Genomic DNA, 16,771 nt, shown 5'->3' on the forward strand with positions numbered 1-16,771 from the left:
GTTCAAGACATACATCACAATCAAGACACTAAAGATCACATTTATGATGAATGGTGGTGAAATCGTCAGAATCGAAAACGTCTCTCGATCTAACACCATCCCCACTTGAAATATCCCTTGCTGAAACATAGCCTTTCCTCATTTCTGATATGTACTGATGCAATCAAAATACGGTAATTGAAATATCAAGAAATGCGCTATATTTCGATTTACCCCATCTGTGCTCTATCTGAATATACTCGATTTCATAGACCAATCCACTAAAAAACTGCAGACAGATTGTCTGCAGTCCTCGTTTATGCGTGTAATGTCACATTCAACTCTTCCGCGACCGTCTTGAACGCTTCGAGTGCCCGTTCGAGGTCGTCTCGTGTATGCTCCGCTGTGACGATGGTCCGGATGCGTGCTTTCCCACGCTCGACCGTCGGGAAGGCGATACTCTGTGCGAATACGCCATGGTCTTTCAACTTGTCTGAGAATGTATGCGCAAGCGTCTCTTCGCCGAGCATGACCGGTGTGATCGGTGTCGTCGCATGTCCGATATCGAAACCAAGGTCACGTAGACCGTTCTTGAAGAACTCCGTGTTCGCCCATAGCTTGTCGAACAACTCTTCTTCCTCTTTCATGACACGGATCGCTTCACGGTTCGCCGCCACGACTGCCGGTGGATGTGATGTCGAGAAGAGGAACGGGCGACCTTTGTGAATCAAGTAATCGCGAACGTCTTGTGAACAGGCGACATAGCCACCTAAGACACCGATTGCTTTTGAGAGCGTCCCGACCTGTAACGCGACGCGACCGTCCAATCCGAAGTGGTTGACGGTTCCCCGTCCGTTCTTCCCGAGGACGCCGGATGCATGCGCATCATCGACCATGACCGCAGCGTCATACTTTTCTGCGAGTTCGACGATGGCAGGAAGCGGTGCGATGTTCCCATCCATCGAGAAGACGCCGTCCGTCACGACGAGACGTGTGCGATAGTCCTGCGTCTCTTTCAACGCTTTCTCCAAATCTTCAAGGTCGACGTGTTTATAGATGCGACGTGCCGCTTTCGTGAGACGAATCCCATCGATGATTGACGCATGGTTGAGGGCGTCACTGATGACGACATCCTCCGGTCCAAGCAGTGCAGACAATACCCCGAGGTTCGTCGCGAATCCTGATTGGAAGACGAGTGAGGCCTCCGTATGTTTGAACTCCGCGAGTTCACGCTCGAACGCTTCGTGCATCTCGAACGTCCCGGCAATCGTACGGACCGACCCTGTTCCTGCCCCATACTGCTCGACTGCTTCAATCGCCGCCTGTTTCAAACGCGGGTGATTCGCGAGGCCGAGATAGTTGTTTGATGACAGCTGGACGAGCGACTTTCCATCGATTGTCACTTCATTCCCTTGTGCCGATTCGAGCGGGACGAGCTTACGGAACGTCCCCTGCTCTTTCATCTCATTGATTGCTTCTGTAATATGTTCAAATGCCATGTTGTTTCCCCCTTTAAGGTATTAAGACGACCTTTCCACATTTCCCTGCCCGCATGAGTTCGAACCCTTTTTCGAACTCTTCGAGCTTGAAGACGTGCGTGATGATCGGTTCGACGTTCAACTGACCCGTCGCAAGCATCGTCGAGACTTGACTCCACGTTTCATACATCTTGCGGCCCGTGATGCCCTGGACGCGGACCCCTTTAAAGACGACATCCCGTGTGAGGTCGATGGCGACCGGACGAGCCGGAAGTGACAAGACGTTGACGTCCCCACCTGCCGTGACCATCTTGAACGCCTGATCGATCGCAATCGGGTGTCCGCTCATCTCACAGACGACATCGATTCCGTCTCCGTCGGTCTCACGCTCGATCAACTCGAGCGGATTCTCTTCTAAACTGTTGATGACGACATCTGCCCCCATCGCTTCGGCGAGTTTTAAACGATATGGATTGACGTCAATCGCATAGACAAGACTCGCCCCTGCTGCTTTGGCGACACCGACCGCCATGAGTCCGATCGGTCCACAACCGACGATGGCGACCGATTTGGCCGATACATCACTCGCCAATACCGTATGGACCGCATTCCCGAGTGGTTCTTGAATCGAGGCGAGTTTCGCTGGCATCGACTCCGGGTTCACCCATAGATTCTCTTCAGGCATGACGACATATTCTGCGAAACATCCTTGCGTGTCCACACCGATGATTTTTGTGTTTTTACAGATGTGGTACTGACCGCGCAAACATTGCTTACATTGATGACAGACGATATGTGTTTCAGCAGACACCGCCTGTCCGACTTTGATCCGTTTCGTCCCTTCGCCGAGCGCAACGACCTCCCCCGAAAACTCATGACCGAATACGTACGGTGGTTTGACGCGGCTTTGCGACCATTCATCCCATTCATAGATATGGACATCGGTCCCGCAAATCGATGTCGCTTTAACTTGAATGAGTACTTCTCCAGGTCCTGGTGTCGGAACTGGTACGTCGACCAGTTTTGCCCCAAACCCGGCCGTGTGTTTTTGAATCGCTTTCATTACTGGTGTCGTTGATTCCGTCTCTTTGGTTGACACAAGTTGTTCCATTGAAAACGTCCCCCTCTTGTTTCTCATGATCGAACGATACGTTCTTTATCATCTTGTCATAAAATGACGAAACTGAGAAGATGGAACGTCCGATTTACACAAAAAAAGAGGAGCCATCCGCGCCGATGGCTCCTCTTCACAAGAATAGGACCTATGTCCCGACCGCTCATCGTGGCTCAATGATGAGCTTGATGGCAGTACGTTCCTCTCCGTCAATCATAATATCGGTAAAGGCCGGAATGCAAATCAAATCGAGACCGCTAGGCGCGACGAAGCCTCGGGCAATCGCGACGGCTTTGATGGACTGATTCAGTGCACCTGCCCCGATCGCCTGTATCTCACACGTTCCTTTTTCACGTAGCACACCCGCTAAAGCACCCGCAACGGAGTTAGGGTTCGATTTTGCCGAAACTTTGAGTACGTCCATTCTTGTTTCCCCCTCGGGTAGGTTGTTCAATCAAACCAGACGGTCTGATCATCTAGGTGTATTCGTTCGATTTTTGTCGCTCGTTTCGTCTGATCATCGATTGTAATGAAAACTCCATTAAGTTGTTCCCGTCCCTCGGCAACTTCAAACCGAACTGGGAGTTGTGTCATAAATTTTTTTAAAACAACGGATGCATCCATGCCGAGTACCCCGTCAAGTGGACCGGTCATCCCGACGTCGGTGATGTACGCTGTCCCGTTCGGCAAGACACGTTCATCTGCCGTCTGTACGTGCGTATGCGTCCCGACTACGGCCTGAGCGCGACCGTCGAGATGATAGCCCATGGCGATCTTCTCGCTTGTCGCCTCAGCATGGACATCCACAAAGATCGCATCGACCTCATCCCGTACTTCCTCGACAAGACGATCGACGGTACGGAACGGACAATCAAGAGACGGCAAGAAGACATTTCCCATGACGTTGATCACGGCCAGTTTCTTCCCGTTTTGTTTCAATTTCATCATCCCGACACCAGGTGTCCCGTCCGGATAGTTGGCCGGACGGACGATGCGGTCGGCGTCGTCGATCCACTCAAAGATATCACGATTGTCCCACGTGTGGTTTCCCATCGTCACCCCATGAAAGCCGAGCTCTAAAAACTGTTGGTAAATCTTTTTCGTGAGACCACGACCGTTTGCCGCGTTCTCACCGTTGACGAGCATGAACGTCGGGTTGTATTTGTCTTTCAACCGACCAATTTGATTGCTCAAAATATCTCGACCGGGTTTCCCGACCACATCACCAATAAATAAAATTTTCATATAAAGTCCTCCCTCAAACAGAAAAAGCGGAGAAATTCTCCGCTTCGTTTACTTCGCATAATCGACGGAACGTGTTTCACGAATGACCGTCACTTTGATTTGTCCAGGATAATCGAGTTCATCCTCGATTCGCTTACAAATATCGCGTGCCATCTTACCGGCGACGACATCGTCGACGACATCAGGGCGAACGATAATTCGAACTTCACGTCCTGCTTGAATCGCATACGATTTCTCGACACCTTCGAACGACTCACAGATTGATTCGAGTCGCTCAAGACGACGGATGTAGCTTTCAAGCGTCTCTTGGCGAGCTCCAGGACGCGCTGCTGACAAGGCATCAGCCGCTGCGACTAGTACTGCAATCGTCGATGTCGCCTCGACGTCCCCGTGGTGGGAAGCGATCGAATTGATGACGACCGGATGTTCTTTGTATTTCGTCGCAAGCTCTACACCGATTTCAACGTGACTACCTTCGACTTCATGGTCGATCGCTTTCCCGATATCGTGTAAGAGTCCGGCCCGTTTCGCGAGCGTGACGTCTTCCCCGAGTTCGGCTGCCATCATCCCGGCAAGGTGTGCCACCTCAACCGAGTGAGACAAGACGTTCTGACCATAACTCGTACGATAGCGCATGCGACCGAGCGTCTTGACGAGGTCTGGATGGAGTCCGTGAATGCCGGCTTCAAACGTGGCTTCCTCACCGTATTCACGAATGCGTTCATCCACTTCACGGCGAGACTTCTCTACCATCTCTTCAATTCGAGCCGGATGAATCCGACCGTCTTGAACGAGTTTTTCAAGCGTCATCTTCGCGATTTCACGACGAACTGGGTCAAAACCTGACAAGATGACGGCTTCTGGTGTGTCATCGATGATGAGGTCAATCCCAGTCAACGTTTCGAGCGTTCGGATGTTGCGTCCTTCGCGCCCGATGATGCGACCTTTCATCTCATCACTCGGTAAGTTGACAACAGATACCGTTGTTTCGGCGACATGTTCAGCAGCATATCGTTGCATCGTGAGAGATAAGAGGTGTTTCGCTTTTTTATCCGCTTCTTGTTTTGCTTTTTGCTCGATTTCTTTTTGAAGGAGAGCAGCATCGTGAAGCGCTTCCTGCTTCGCTTCGTCCATGATGATGGTACGTGCTTCATCTTTCGAGAGGGATGCCACGCGTACAAGTTCTTGGCGTGCCTCTTCGTATAACTCCTCCACTTTGCTTTCGAGCATTTCTGCTTCACGCTTGCGTTTTTCGAGTCCTCGTTCCTGTTCATCTAGCGAGTCTTCTTTCCGCTCGAGCATGTCTGCTTTGCGGTCAAGAAGCTCTTCCTTTTGAACGAGGCGATTCTCTTTCACTTTCTGTTCTTCGCGACGTTCACGCAATTCTTGTTCCGTCTCATTACGAAGTTGAATCATCTCTTCTTTTACTTCAAGCCGTGCTTCTTTTTGCATCGCTTCCGATTGTTGTTTTGCTTGCTCTACAATCTTAGTCGCTTCCGTCTCGGCACCTTGAATCTTCGCTTCGGCGATCGATTTACGCACAAAAAAACCTGCAACAAAAGCTATCGGCAAAAGGAGGATCAGAATAAGCCAGTATAGCCATTCCATCATGTTCACCTCCCTTTCGCAAGGTTATTTTATTTTTTTAATAAGTGAGATACACGGGCAAGCCCGCGCATAACTTTATTGTACTTATTTAATAGGGAGAATGCAATGCACGGACAGGATAGAACTACCAATTGCCTAAAAAATTATACTAAAAAAATCTCACTCGAAAGAATTCGAGTGAGACGATGTGCTTATTCGTCATCGAGAAGTGAGAGGACTTCGTCGTCTTCGCCTTCGACCGTGACCGTTTTTTCTCCATTCAATCCGTAGTGATCTCGAATCTGTTGTTCGACCTCAGCTGCGATTGCTGGATTTTCTTTCATGTATTGCTTGGCGTTTTCACGACCTTGACCAAGACGTTCTTCATTGAACGAGTACCAAGCTCCGCTCTTTTGAACGATGTCGAGGTCTGCACCGATATCGATGAGTTCCCCTTCACGCGAGATCCCCTCACCATACATGATATCGACTTCCGCTGTTTTGAACGGAGGTGCAATCTTGTTTTTTACAATCTTGATCTTCGTACGGTTCCCGACCATATCTTGACCTTGTTTGAGTGTCTCCGCACGACGAACTTCAAGACGTACAGAAGAGTAAAATTTCAAGGCACGGCCCCCTGGAGTCGTTTCCGGGTTACCGAACATGATCCCGATCTTCTCACGGATTTGGTTGATGAAGATGACAATCGTTTTCGACTTGTTCGTCGCACCAGACAACTTACGAAGTGCTTGAGACATCAAACGGGCTTGAAGACCGACGTGCGAGTCTCCCATTTCCCCTTCGATTTCGGCTTTCGGTACGAGTGCCGCAACCGAGTCGACGACGAGGATATCAACTGCTCCCGAGCGAACGAGCGCTTCAGCGATTTCGAGCGCTTGCTCCCCAGTATCCGGCTGTGAAAGGAGCAACTCATCGATGTTGACCCCAAGATTTTTAGCATACTTCGGATCGAGTGCGTGCTCGGCGTCAACGAATGCTGCTTGACCGCCGCGCTTTTGGACTTCTGCAATCGCATGAAGGGCGACCGTCGTCTTACCTGAAGATTCTGGTCCGTATACTTCGATGACACGACCGCGTGGATATCCACCCGCACCGAGCGCGACGTCGAGGGCGATTGACCCTGAAGGGATGACCGATACTTGTTGGTCTGTATTTTCACCAAGGCGCATGATTGAGCCTTTACCGAATTGTTTTTCAATCTGGCGTAATGCCATTTCTAACGCTTGTTTACGATCACTCATAGGTAAATGAGCCTCCTTTAATTGATACTCTTATTATACGTGAACACTGTACGATACACAAGTTTTTTACGAACATTTATTCGCCTTTTTTGATTCGTTGAATGAGGGCCCATAATCCGTCCTTCGCGGCTCGCATGCGGATGATATTCCGTTCTTGATGGAGATACGTCCGCTCGATGACCTCTATTCCGTTTGGTGTCTTCACTCCGATATAGACCGTACCAATTGGACGACCCGAATTCGATGTCGGTCCTGCCTCTCCCGTGAAAGAGAGGGCATAGTCGGCATGGGTGGTCTTTGACAATCCGTCCACCATCTCATAGGCAACTTCTTTTGAGACGACTGAGTGCTGTTCAATTGTATCAAGCGAGACACCTAAATACCTATTTTTTAGCTCATCCGAATAGGTCACGACTCCACCTAGAAAGACGACTGAAGCGCCAGGTGTTGATGTAACCATCGATTGTACCTCACCGCCGGTCAACGACTCAGCAACAGCGAACGTTCGATTCAATCTAGACAATGATTGGACAAGATGTGATGCAATCGTCTCATCGTCAGAGCCAAAGTAGTACGAACCGACCCGTTTCAGGATTTCAGTCTTCACTTCTTCAATCATCTGACGCGCGGTCACCTCGTCCGTCGCACGGGCACTGATCCGAAGTCTTGCCTCTCCCGTCTCGGCGTAGGGGGCAACGGTCGGATTCGAACCATCCAATAAGTCCTTCACGGCATCATCGAGAGCGGATTCTCCAATCTCATAAAACCGTAATGATTCTGAGACGAGCGTCGCTCCTGATAGTTTCTTCGGAAACGTCGCCTCGATCAATGCTTTCATCTCACGTGGCACACCCGGTAAAAGCAACCACGTCGTATCTCCGGCGATCCACATGCCCGGGGCAAGCCCGACCGGATTTGGTAATACGTCTGCTCCGCTGAGCACGTCGGCTTGGCGAGCGTCCCCATCGTTCATCAATCGATTTCGTGACACGAGGAAACGTTGAATCGTCTCATACGCTTCCTCATCTCGCACAATCGGACGTTCGAGTAAGTCGGAAAGGACCGTCTTTGTGACATCATCCGCCGTCGGCCCGAGCCCACCCGTGACGATGACAAAGTCAGAACGACGACGGGCGATTTCAAATGTCTCTCGCATTCGTGCCGCGTTATCCCCGACAACTTGATGATACAAGACCGGCACACCGTACTTCGACAGTTGTTCTGATATGTAACTCGCATTCGTATTGACGATTTCCCCTAAGAGCAACTCACTTCCTACCGCAATGATTTCGGCTCGTTTCATCGTATTTCCTCCTCGACTTCAAAAAAAAGACGAGCTAGATCAACCAACTCGTCTCTGTCGACTCACATCGACTTCACAATAATCTTATAGTTTTGTGCGAAATATTCGGCGCCAGAATAAATTGTAAGCACGAGCGCCAACCACATCGCCCATTCGCCAAACGGAATCCCGACATAGCTAAAGATCGGGTTACCGAACAGTAAGAAGATGATGGCAAAGAGCTGCACCCACGTCTTCGCTTTTCCAGACTTCCCGGCCGCGACGACGATCCCTTCGTCAGCAGCGACGAGGCGTAAGCCTGTGACCGCAAATTCACGTGATAGAATCACGACGACAACCCACGCCGCGACGAGATCCATCTCAACGAGCAACACAAGTGCTGCCGTGACGAGCAGTTTATCTGCGAGCGGGTCCATAAATTTACCAAAGTTCGTGACCAGGTTATGCTTACGGGCCAAATGTCCGTCTAACCAATCCGTGATGGCCGCAATCGTAAAAATCACACCAGCGATAAATTGGTGCATCGGGATTTCAGCGCCTAGAAAAGCGATGTTTCCCCAATCAAAATCAACAGCGAGTAAGACGACGAATACGGGGATCAAGACCACGCGTAGCATCGTCAATCGGTTAGGTAGGTTCATATAGAACGCCTCCTCTTAGAAGGAGAGTCGACTTATTCGGCGTCGACTCTCTTTACAAAAATATTTTGTGTGACCGGAGACTCTTGAAGCTCGAGCTCACGACCGTTGACGACGATTTTCTCAACGCCTGCGATGAGTCCGATTCGAATACGCAATGTGTCCGTCTCGGCATCTTCAATGACAATCGGATTCTGTTTCGACTGGTTCGGATACTCCGGTGCGAGGAATGCTCCCTCTAACGATGTGTCACGAACACCTACGTAAGAGGCAGGTGACTCCTTCACATAAATCTCGGTCGAGAGTTTCTCGTCCGTCGCGAGTTCATAAGTGATGTCCGCCCCGTTCGACTCCTTCACCGCAATCGGACCAGATTCCGCTGGCGGTTCTTCTTCAGCCGGCTCCTCGTCAGCCGGTTCTTCCTCGGCCGGTTCATCAGCCGGGACATCCTCATTCTGGTCGACCGTGACGCCAGAACTTGGCGGTTCGGCAGGACTTGCATCCTGACCACCGAAGTCGATGCTTCTCACAGCGAAATAAATCGCGGTGATGAGCAAGAAGACCGTGAGAACGAGGAGAACTTTTGGAACCCATCTCGAGACCCGACTCGTCGACTCGGAAGCCTTCGAATATGTTTTCTTTCGAGAAAGTTGAACGGACGGCTGTGCCTCGATGACCGGTAAATCTTTTGCATACGTCTCGTATAATTCATCCACATCTAGACCGAGCGACTCCGCATACGTCTTAATGAACGCCCGTGCATAGAAAGAGCCAGGGAGATTTTTGTAATCACCTTCCTCGATCGCGATGATATAGCGCTTTTGAATCTTCGTCGTCTGCTGGATTTGGTCGAGCGTCAATCCGCTCTCCTCACGCTTTTGTTTCAAAAAAGTCCCTAGTTCTGTCACAGGGGTCCACACCTTCCATTCACATAATTATTCAAACCATTCTGACTCACGATGTGTTTCTTGTGGGATGATGATCGTTTCATCCGGATTGTTTCTCAACTCAATAATATAATCAAAGTCTTCATACACGCAATCGGTGTTTCGGACATACAGGTCAGGGTGTTCGATAACTTTCACGGCCGGCAACCGCATGACTTCACGGATGAGCTGGCGATGTCGTTCATCCATCGTTCGAGTGGAGACGGCACCATCGATTATGTATACGTGATCGCCTTCCCGTTCTTCTTCAAATAATGAGGTCCGAACGGTCTGTTTCATCAGTGTCGAGGAAAGAAACAACCAACGTTTATTCGCACACACACTCGCTGCGACGATGGACTCCGTCTTTCCGACGCGTGGATTACCGCGTACGCCGATCAACAAATGGCGTTCTTCCTTCATCAGTTCCGCAACGAAATCGACGAGAATGCCCAAGTCTTCACGGACGAAGCGAAACGTTTTTTTGTCATCACTATCATGGTCGATATAGCGACCGTGACGGATTGCAATCCGGTCCCGTAACTTCGGACGACGCAACTTGATGACGGCAATGGCTTCCATCCGCTTTAAAATATGCTCGAGTCGATGCACATGATCGGCGGCTGGTGCTTTGAGCAACATCCCCCGTCGCTGCAAATCGACCCCATTGATGGTGACGATGGAGATTTGAAGCATCCCCATGAGAGACGCGATGTCTCCCAGGATACCCGGTCGATTCTGACACAATTCATATTCGAGATACCACTCTTCGAATTTATGTTCCATCCCCAACCATCCTTTCGAGCGAGTTCGCTACCTTGCCTATTTTAAATTATTTTAGAAGAATTGAAAAGAACAGGTTTATCTACATGGATCGGATCATTGCCAACCGCCGTCGATGCGTAACACCGTGCCCGTCATATACGAGGCGTCCGGTGAACACAAGAAACGGATGGTGTTGGCCACGTCCTTTGCCGCACCGAGACGTCCTAGTGGAATGTCGTCGAGCACGGATTGTTTCGACTCTTCTACCGTATCATTCATTGGCGTATCAATCCACCCCGGTGTCACCGCATTGATTCGAACATTGAACGGGCCAGCCTCTCGAGCGAACGCTTTGACGAAGCCGAGCTGTGCCGCTTTGACGGTGGAATAAAACACCTCAGCCGCCGCACCGACCTCTCCCCATACGCTTGAGACGATCACGATATCCAGATGATGATTGTAAGGCTTGCTCGCAACGACGGACTGGATGAGTCGGATCATCGCTCGAACATGTACATCATATAGCCGGTCGAGCTCGTCCATTGACTGGTCGACGACGAGACCATGGAGCGCATGTCCTGCCACGTATACCATTCGATCGACATCCGGCATATCCTGTACCCATGACTCAACAGCTTCACGGTCCGTTAGGTCACAAGGGAGCAGTGTTGCCGATAGATTTTCATCATCAATCAAATGACGAAGTCTTTCACGACCATCGTTCGCATGCAAAATTAGTTCATCTTCACGAAAAGCGAGCGAGACGGCACGTCCGATGGCACCGCTCGCTCCAACAATCAATGTCTTCATGGTTTTTTGACGACGCACACCGTTCGTTGTTCACGGCGGAACAAGCGCTCGTATGCTTCGTATAGTTCATCGAGCGTGATGGCATCAATCAAAGTCGGGATTTCAAACAAGTTCCCATCATTGAGCGCATAACGGGAGAACTGATTGGCGATGAACTCAGGTGAGTTCAATGCTTTCAAGAACTGTCCTTGCATCATGCGTTTCTTCCGGTCGAGCGTCTCTTGACTCAACTGAAGTGGACGTTCTAACGCCTCCGTCACACGGCTGACAAACGCATCCACTTCCGACGTCTCCATCGACAAGGCGGCAAAAGCGAACGTCTCCTCTGACGTATAGTCAAACGAGAAGGCATCGTCAATCAATCCTTCAGCATAAAGTTCTGTATAAAGAGGTGCTGTCGTGTCGAAGAGCGCATGCATGAGCAGTTCTACTGTCAATTCTTGCTTCAGACCCGCTTCCCCAGCTTGCGGTATGTCCTTATACCCAATCATGACTTTCGGTACAGAGACGTCCATCTCGATGACCCGTTCTGACAGACGAACCGTGGTCGGCTCATCTACTGTCTCGCGAGCACTCAATCGTGGCGTTTCAAAAGATTTAGCTGCTTGATTATCTCGAATCAAGGCAAGCATCTCATCCGGTTCGATATTCCCGACGACGAACAATGCCATGTTGCTCGGATGATAGAACGCTTGATGACAGGTGTACAAGTCTTCCGCCGTGATCTTTGAAATCGATTCGATCGTACCTGCGATATCAATTTTGACGGGATGTGTCTCGTACATCGCCTCAATTAAACCAAAATACAAACGCCACCCCGGATTGTCTTGGTACATTTGAATTTCTTGACCGATGATTCCTTTCTCTTTCTCGACCGACTCTTTCGTGAAATAAGGGGTCTGGACGAAATCGAGCAGCGTCTGTACGTTTTCCGAGATCTTGGACGTGGCACCGAACAAATAAGCCGTCCGTGTGAATGACGTGAAAGCGTTCGCTGACGCTCCTTGACGACCAAATTGTTGGAAGACGTCACCATCTTCTTTCTCGAACATCTTATGTTCTAAGAAATGCGCGATACCATCGGGAACCTCGACCCAGTCTTCTAGTTTAAAGCGTCGGTCAATCGATCCATATTTGGTCGTGAACGTCGCGAATGTTTTTTCATATCCAGTCTTTTTCAATAAGTAAACGGAGAGGCCATTGTCGAGAACGTGATGATGTAACGTCTCTCCGACGTTAGGAAAGTCTAGTTTCATGCTTCTGCTCCTTTCAAGCAATAAACCGCTTCGAGTACCATTTCTTTCGCAAGCGCGACGACATGATCTCGCGTCGTGTTCTCAATGATCGCCATCTCTTCGTCTAACGAGAACGGACGAACGTCTGCCCCACTCATCCAAGCAATCAATTGACGTGGACTGTCTCCAAGTTGACGACGTTGATGGAACAACAACTCTTTCGTCTGTTGCAACGTTTCATCCTCAAACTCGCCCGCTTGTAAAGCGTTCAATTGCTCTTCGATGATCTGTTCGGTCTTTTGCTGGTTCGACGCATCGATACCGGCATAGACGAACAACTTCCGACTGAGGGAACTATATTGTGAGGCGGCATAGTACGCCAAGCTCTCCTTTTCACGCACGTTCATGAACAGCTTCGAGTGAGGGAATCCACCGAACAGTCCATTCACGACCTGCATGCGAATCGCCGCTTCCGTTCGTGGGTCGACATCAAGCGAATAGGCAAGATGGAGCTTGCTTTGTTTAATGTCTTGATGTTCTTCCAAACGCTTGAACTCTCCTAGACTCGCTTCCGGTAACAGGCGTGGTCGACGTGTCCCAAGGGATTCCAATGGGTTGAAAGCCTGTTCGACTTGCTCACGATTGACATCCCCGACAACATAGATGTCCACACGGTCATGTTGAATCATCGATTGATATGCCTCATACAATGATTTCGGTGTGACATGGTCGAGTTGCTCAAGCGTACCGAGTGACGGAATCGCAAGTTCTCCTCCGAGCATTTCTTGTAGACGCTGTTGGGCGAAACGCATTTTGTCATCATAGACCGATTCGATACGCTGACGTTGCAATCGACGTTCCTGCTCGACGATGAGTGGCTGGAACGCCCCATCGTATGCGTTCGGACGAAGGAGAACGTCTTCGAGTAACTCGATTGCCTGACTCAATACGTCTTCCCCGACAAGATGATCGTTGACGACTTCGAGTTGGAATTGGATGACGTGCTCCTTTCCGATCTTAGATGCACCAGCATATAAGTTTGTGTCATACAACTCCTCTAGCGGTGTGTGAAATAACTCAATGGATGGATACGTTGCCGTCGATTTCTCCATAATGAACGGGAGCAATGCCCGATCTGCGACCGTCTCCGCCGATAATGGAGCGGCGAATGACACGAGACAAGTCGTCGTTTTAAATTTTTTGGTCGGATAGACCGAGTAGTGCAATTGATGTTGGAACTGAACGATACCTTTCATCTGCCGATCACTCCTTTTTTCGTTTTGGTTGAAACACTGCAGCGCCGCGCGCATATTCTTGATCCGGCACCCCTGCCACGACGTTCGCGTAACGGGCAACCGTAAATAAATAATCACTTAAGCGGTTAAAGTAAGGCAATTGCCGGTCTGCGACTCCGAGAGCCGCTAAGTCACGCTCGACCCGTCGACAGACGGCACGAGCCACATGTAAGCTAGCTGCGGCAACGCTGCCGCCCGGAAGGATGAAGCGCACAAGTTCCGGACAGGACTCTTCCCACTCATCCATCCATCGTTCTAGTTCCGTCACGATCGACAAATCGACCATTTTTGGCGGTGCCTCAGCATACATCAGCTCCGATCCGAGGTCGAACAAGTCGTGCTGAATCTTCGTCAGCTGTATTCGGAGCGTCTCATCCTCTTGATGCGCGATGGCGAGTCCAATCTGACTATTCAACTCATCGAGATGACCCATCGCTTCAATCTGAGGATGGGATTTCTCGACACGACTACCGATTAATGATGTTTCACCCTTGTCGCCCGTTCGTGTATAACGTTTCATTCGACTCCCCCCTTAAAATGCCACAAATGGTGACTCAAGCGAGTCACCATTACGAGTTGTGTGGTTGTTCAAATGGTAAGTAAATCTCGAAGGTGGTTCCGACCCCGAGTGTACTCGATACGCTCACTTTTCCGTGATGGGCATCGACCACATTCTTCACGATCGCGAGTCCGATGCCTGTCCCTGTCTTCGAACCACTGGTCCGGGCTTTATCGGCTTTATAGAATCGCTCGAAAACGAACGGCAAATCCTCTTTTGGAATTCCGTGACCTGTATCCGTCAACTGAATCCGTAGCCCGTCCGTCTCTTCTGTGGCCTCAATCCGAATTTCTCCAGAATCGGTATGCGCGATAGCATTGCCAATCAAGTTGGTGAACACTTGCTCGAGACGATCGCCATCCGCCTCGATGAGACGGTGCGGGGCGTCGGTCTGTAAACGAATCTCTTTTTCAGATGCCATCTGATTGAACTTTCGCATGACTCGGGGCAAGAAATCACCGATATCAAACGAAGTGAAATGCATCGTCTCTTTACCCGATTCGATGCGTGCCAAATCCAACAAATCATTGACGAGTCTTGCCAAGCGGAGCGATTCATCGTAGATGATAGAGGCGAACTCTTTCGTCGCCTCGTCGCTCTCAGTAATGCCATCGATGATTGCCTCTGAATACCCTTGAAGCGTCACGAGCGGTGTCCGGAGTTCATGGCTAATGTTCGCCACAAAATCGGTCCGCATCTTATCGAGTCGATGACTTTCTGACGTATCCCGGATGACCACGACAGCACCCTCGAAATCGTCTTCTCCGACGAGTGGTGTGACTGTCAGTGTATAGTACCGCTCATCCTGTTTCACTTCGATCGTCTTTTCAGAGGTCCCTTCCATCACTTCCTCATAAAGAGACAATACGACCTCATGTGGTTGCCCGTCTTGAAGTAATGGACTGGCTTGCGGGTTCGTGACAATCACGTTCGCATGACGATCGAGTGTGATGACACCGTCTGCCATCGAACGAAGAATCGACGCGAGCTGCAACCGTTCGCGGTCAAGCGCATTCACATATTTTGAAAGCTGACTGCTCATCGCATTGAAGGATGCCGCGAGTTCGCCAATCTCATCCCGTGTCTTCGTCTCCAAACGTAAATCAAATTGCCCCTCTCCCGTCTTATTGACCGCGTCCCGCATCGCTCGGAGCGGTGCCGTGATTCGTGTCGACAAGAAGAAAGCAAAGACGGTCGTGACGATGATGGCCGACGCGACGGTCCAAAGAATGATGGTTCGCGCACCGGCGTTCGCACTCGAGATTGCATCGAGCGGTTCAAACAGGTAGAGCGTATATTGGCCCGTCGATAAGGAGAACGTCGTCCGATACGCTAGCGCGGCCTGGTCGTCAAAAGATGAGAAATTTCCGATGGCCGTCTCACCGACCGCCTGATAAGTTTCCCAATCCTGTCGTTCAAGTTCCACCATCAAGCCATCCACTTGATTTCCAAAATTCGATCGGGTCGTCCCGTTCTCTAAGATATAGTTAGCCCCGTACACTTCGATGATTTGATCAATCGTCTGGGACGTGTCACCTTCATTCAACAAAACCGATTGGACCTGTCCACCGAGCTTGGCAAGATGGCCTCGTTCCTGGTCGATATGAAAGGAATTAAAAAATTCAAGCATCAACACCGAGACGATGAATAAGATGACACTGACCAAAACGAGAATCGTCAGCCACAGTTTCGTGACGATGCTGTTTCGACGAATCATCATTCACTGGCAGCTTCGAACTTGTACCCGACACCCCATACGGTCGTGATCATATGCGCCGCGTCCGGTGAGACACGATTCAATTTCTCACGAAGACGTTTCACATGCGTATCGACGGTCCGAAGGTCTCCGAAAAATTCGTAGTTCCATACTTCTTTTAACAACTGCTCTCGTGAAAAGACTTTATCCACCTGCTTGGCGAGGAAGAACAATAACTCATATTCTTTTGGTGTGAGGGCGATTTCCTCGCCGTCCACCGTGACGCGGTGTGCATCATTATCGATTGTGAGATGTGGGAAGACGATCAAATCCTTCGACTTCTCACTCGTGTGCATGAACTTTGTCGAACCAGAGCGGCGAAGGAGTGCCTTGACGCGGAGCACGACTTCACGCGGACTGAACGGCTTGACGATGTAATCATCCGCCCCGACTTCAAACCCTTGAACACGATCGATTTCCTCACCTTTCGCTGTGAGCATGATGACCGGAGTCGCTTTCGTCTTCCGGAGTTCTGTACATACTTCAACCCCATCCATCTTTGGCATCATCAAATCAAGCAAGATCACGTCGTATTCGTTTTCAAGGGCAAGCGCGAGCGCCTCTTCGCCATTGACCGCTTCTTCAATCACATACTGTTCACGTTCTAAGTACATTTTCAAAAGTCGGCGAATTCTCTCCTCGTCGTCGACTACTAAAATCTTCGTTTTCTCAGCCATACCTGAAACCCTCCTAAGACCCATTACGAGTTGTAGCGAATGTTGCACAATTGTGAACATTCCACTCTCTGCCATAACTATACCACTCTATTATTTCGCTTCACAACGATGATTTGATGGACCAAATGAAAAAGAAGTCACA

General features: G+C 50.0%; 16 protein-coding genes. All 16 read right to left on the reverse strand.

Translation table 11 applies throughout. From position 1 onward, the window contains the following. Positions 1 to 296: 296 nt before the first annotated feature. On the reverse strand, positions 297 to 1,478 hold the full coding sequence (locus EAT1B_RS02100) for a glycine C-acetyltransferase (RefSeq protein WP_012726475.1): 1,182 nt from the start codon (positions 1,476 to 1,478) through the stop codon (positions 297 to 299). 13 nt (positions 1,479 to 1,491) lie between these two features. After that, positions 1,492 to 2,568 carry an L-threonine 3-dehydrogenase gene (tdh, locus tag EAT1B_RS02105; protein WP_012726476.1) on the reverse strand — a complete coding sequence of 359 codons (1,077 nt, stop codon included), beginning with the start codon at positions 2,566 to 2,568 and terminating at the stop codon, positions 1,492 to 1,494. A gap of 166 nt (positions 2,569 to 2,734) precedes the next feature. Then, positions 2,735 to 2,995 (reverse strand): stage V sporulation protein S, encoded by a 261-nt coding sequence (locus EAT1B_RS02110; protein WP_012726477.1) that lies wholly within the window; start codon positions 2,993 to 2,995, stop codon positions 2,735 to 2,737. A 26-nt stretch (positions 2,996 to 3,021) separates the two neighbouring features. Further along, positions 3,022 to 3,816 (reverse strand): TIGR00282 family metallophosphoesterase, encoded by a 795-nt coding sequence (locus tag EAT1B_RS02115; RefSeq protein WP_012726478.1) that lies wholly within the window; start codon positions 3,814 to 3,816, stop codon positions 3,022 to 3,024. 48 nt (positions 3,817 to 3,864) lie between these two features. Further along, positions 3,865 to 5,427, reverse strand: a complete 1,563-nt coding sequence (gene rny, locus EAT1B_RS02120) for a ribonuclease Y (RefSeq protein ID WP_012726479.1) — start codon at positions 5,425 to 5,427, stop codon at positions 3,865 to 3,867. Positions 5,428 to 5,615: 188 nt separating this feature from the next. Beyond that, positions 5,616 to 6,665 carry a recombinase RecA gene (gene recA / locus EAT1B_RS02125; RefSeq protein ID WP_012726480.1) on the reverse strand — a complete coding sequence of 350 codons (1,050 nt, stop codon included), beginning with the start codon at positions 6,663 to 6,665 and terminating at the stop codon, positions 5,616 to 5,618. Between the two features lie 76 nt (positions 6,666 to 6,741). Continuing rightward, positions 6,742 to 7,968, reverse strand: coding sequence for a competence/damage-inducible protein A (locus EAT1B_RS02130; protein WP_012726481.1), 1,227 nt, complete (start codon positions 7,966 to 7,968; stop codon positions 6,742 to 6,744). Between the two features lie 62 nt (positions 7,969 to 8,030). Beyond that, positions 8,031 to 8,609 (reverse strand): CDP-diacylglycerol--glycerol-3-phosphate 3-phosphatidyltransferase, encoded by a 579-nt coding sequence (pgsA, locus tag EAT1B_RS02135; protein WP_012726482.1) that lies wholly within the window; start codon positions 8,607 to 8,609, stop codon positions 8,031 to 8,033. Positions 8,610 to 8,641: 32 nt separating this feature from the next. After that, positions 8,642 to 9,514, reverse strand: coding sequence for a RodZ family helix-turn-helix domain-containing protein (locus EAT1B_RS02140; RefSeq protein WP_012726483.1), 873 nt, complete (start codon positions 9,512 to 9,514; stop codon positions 8,642 to 8,644). Between the two features lie 27 nt (positions 9,515 to 9,541). Continuing rightward, the gene (locus tag EAT1B_RS02145; RefSeq protein WP_012726484.1) at positions 9,542 to 10,318 is read right to left on the reverse strand and encodes a YmfK family protein; all 777 of its coding nucleotides are present in this window, start codon (positions 10,316 to 10,318) and stop codon (positions 9,542 to 9,544) included. Positions 10,319 to 10,411: 93 nt separating this feature from the next. Then, a complete protein-coding gene (ymfI, locus tag EAT1B_RS02150) occupies positions 10,412 to 11,107 on the reverse strand; it encodes an elongation factor P 5-aminopentanone reductase (protein WP_012726485.1) in 696 nt (231 codons plus the stop codon). After that, complete coding sequence (yfmH, locus tag EAT1B_RS02155) at positions 11,104 to 12,363, reverse strand: EF-P 5-aminopentanol modification-associated protein YfmH (protein WP_012726486.1); 1,260 nt, start codon at positions 12,361 to 12,363, stop codon at positions 11,104 to 11,106. The genes ymfI and yfmH overlap by 4 nt, the downstream gene beginning before the upstream one ends. Next, a complete protein-coding gene (gene yfmF, locus EAT1B_RS02160; RefSeq protein ID WP_012726487.1) occupies positions 12,360 to 13,598 on the reverse strand; it encodes an EF-P 5-aminopentanol modification-associated protein YfmF in 1,239 nt (412 codons plus the stop codon). The genes yfmH and yfmF overlap by 4 nt, the downstream gene beginning before the upstream one ends. A 7-nt stretch (positions 13,599 to 13,605) precedes the next feature. Further along, complete coding sequence (locus EAT1B_RS02165) at positions 13,606 to 14,157, reverse strand: cob(I)yrinic acid a,c-diamide adenosyltransferase (protein WP_012726488.1); 552 nt, start codon at positions 14,155 to 14,157, stop codon at positions 13,606 to 13,608. Positions 14,158 to 14,206: 49 nt separating this feature from the next. Next, positions 14,207 to 15,916: an ATP-binding protein gene (locus tag EAT1B_RS02170; protein ID WP_012726489.1), complete on the reverse strand. Its 1,710-nt coding sequence runs from the start codon at positions 15,914 to 15,916 to the stop codon at positions 14,207 to 14,209. Then, entirely contained in the window at positions 15,913 to 16,629 is a 717-nt protein-coding gene (locus EAT1B_RS02175) for a response regulator transcription factor (protein ID WP_012726490.1), read from the reverse strand. Before EAT1B_RS02175 ends, EAT1B_RS02170 begins: the two co-directional genes overlap by 4 nt. Positions 16,630 to 16,771 lie beyond the last annotated feature (142 nt).

It is taken from the genome of Exiguobacterium sp. AT1b (genome assembly GCF_000023045.1).
GTDB lineage: Bacteria > Bacillota > Bacilli > Exiguobacteriales > Exiguobacteriaceae > Exiguobacterium.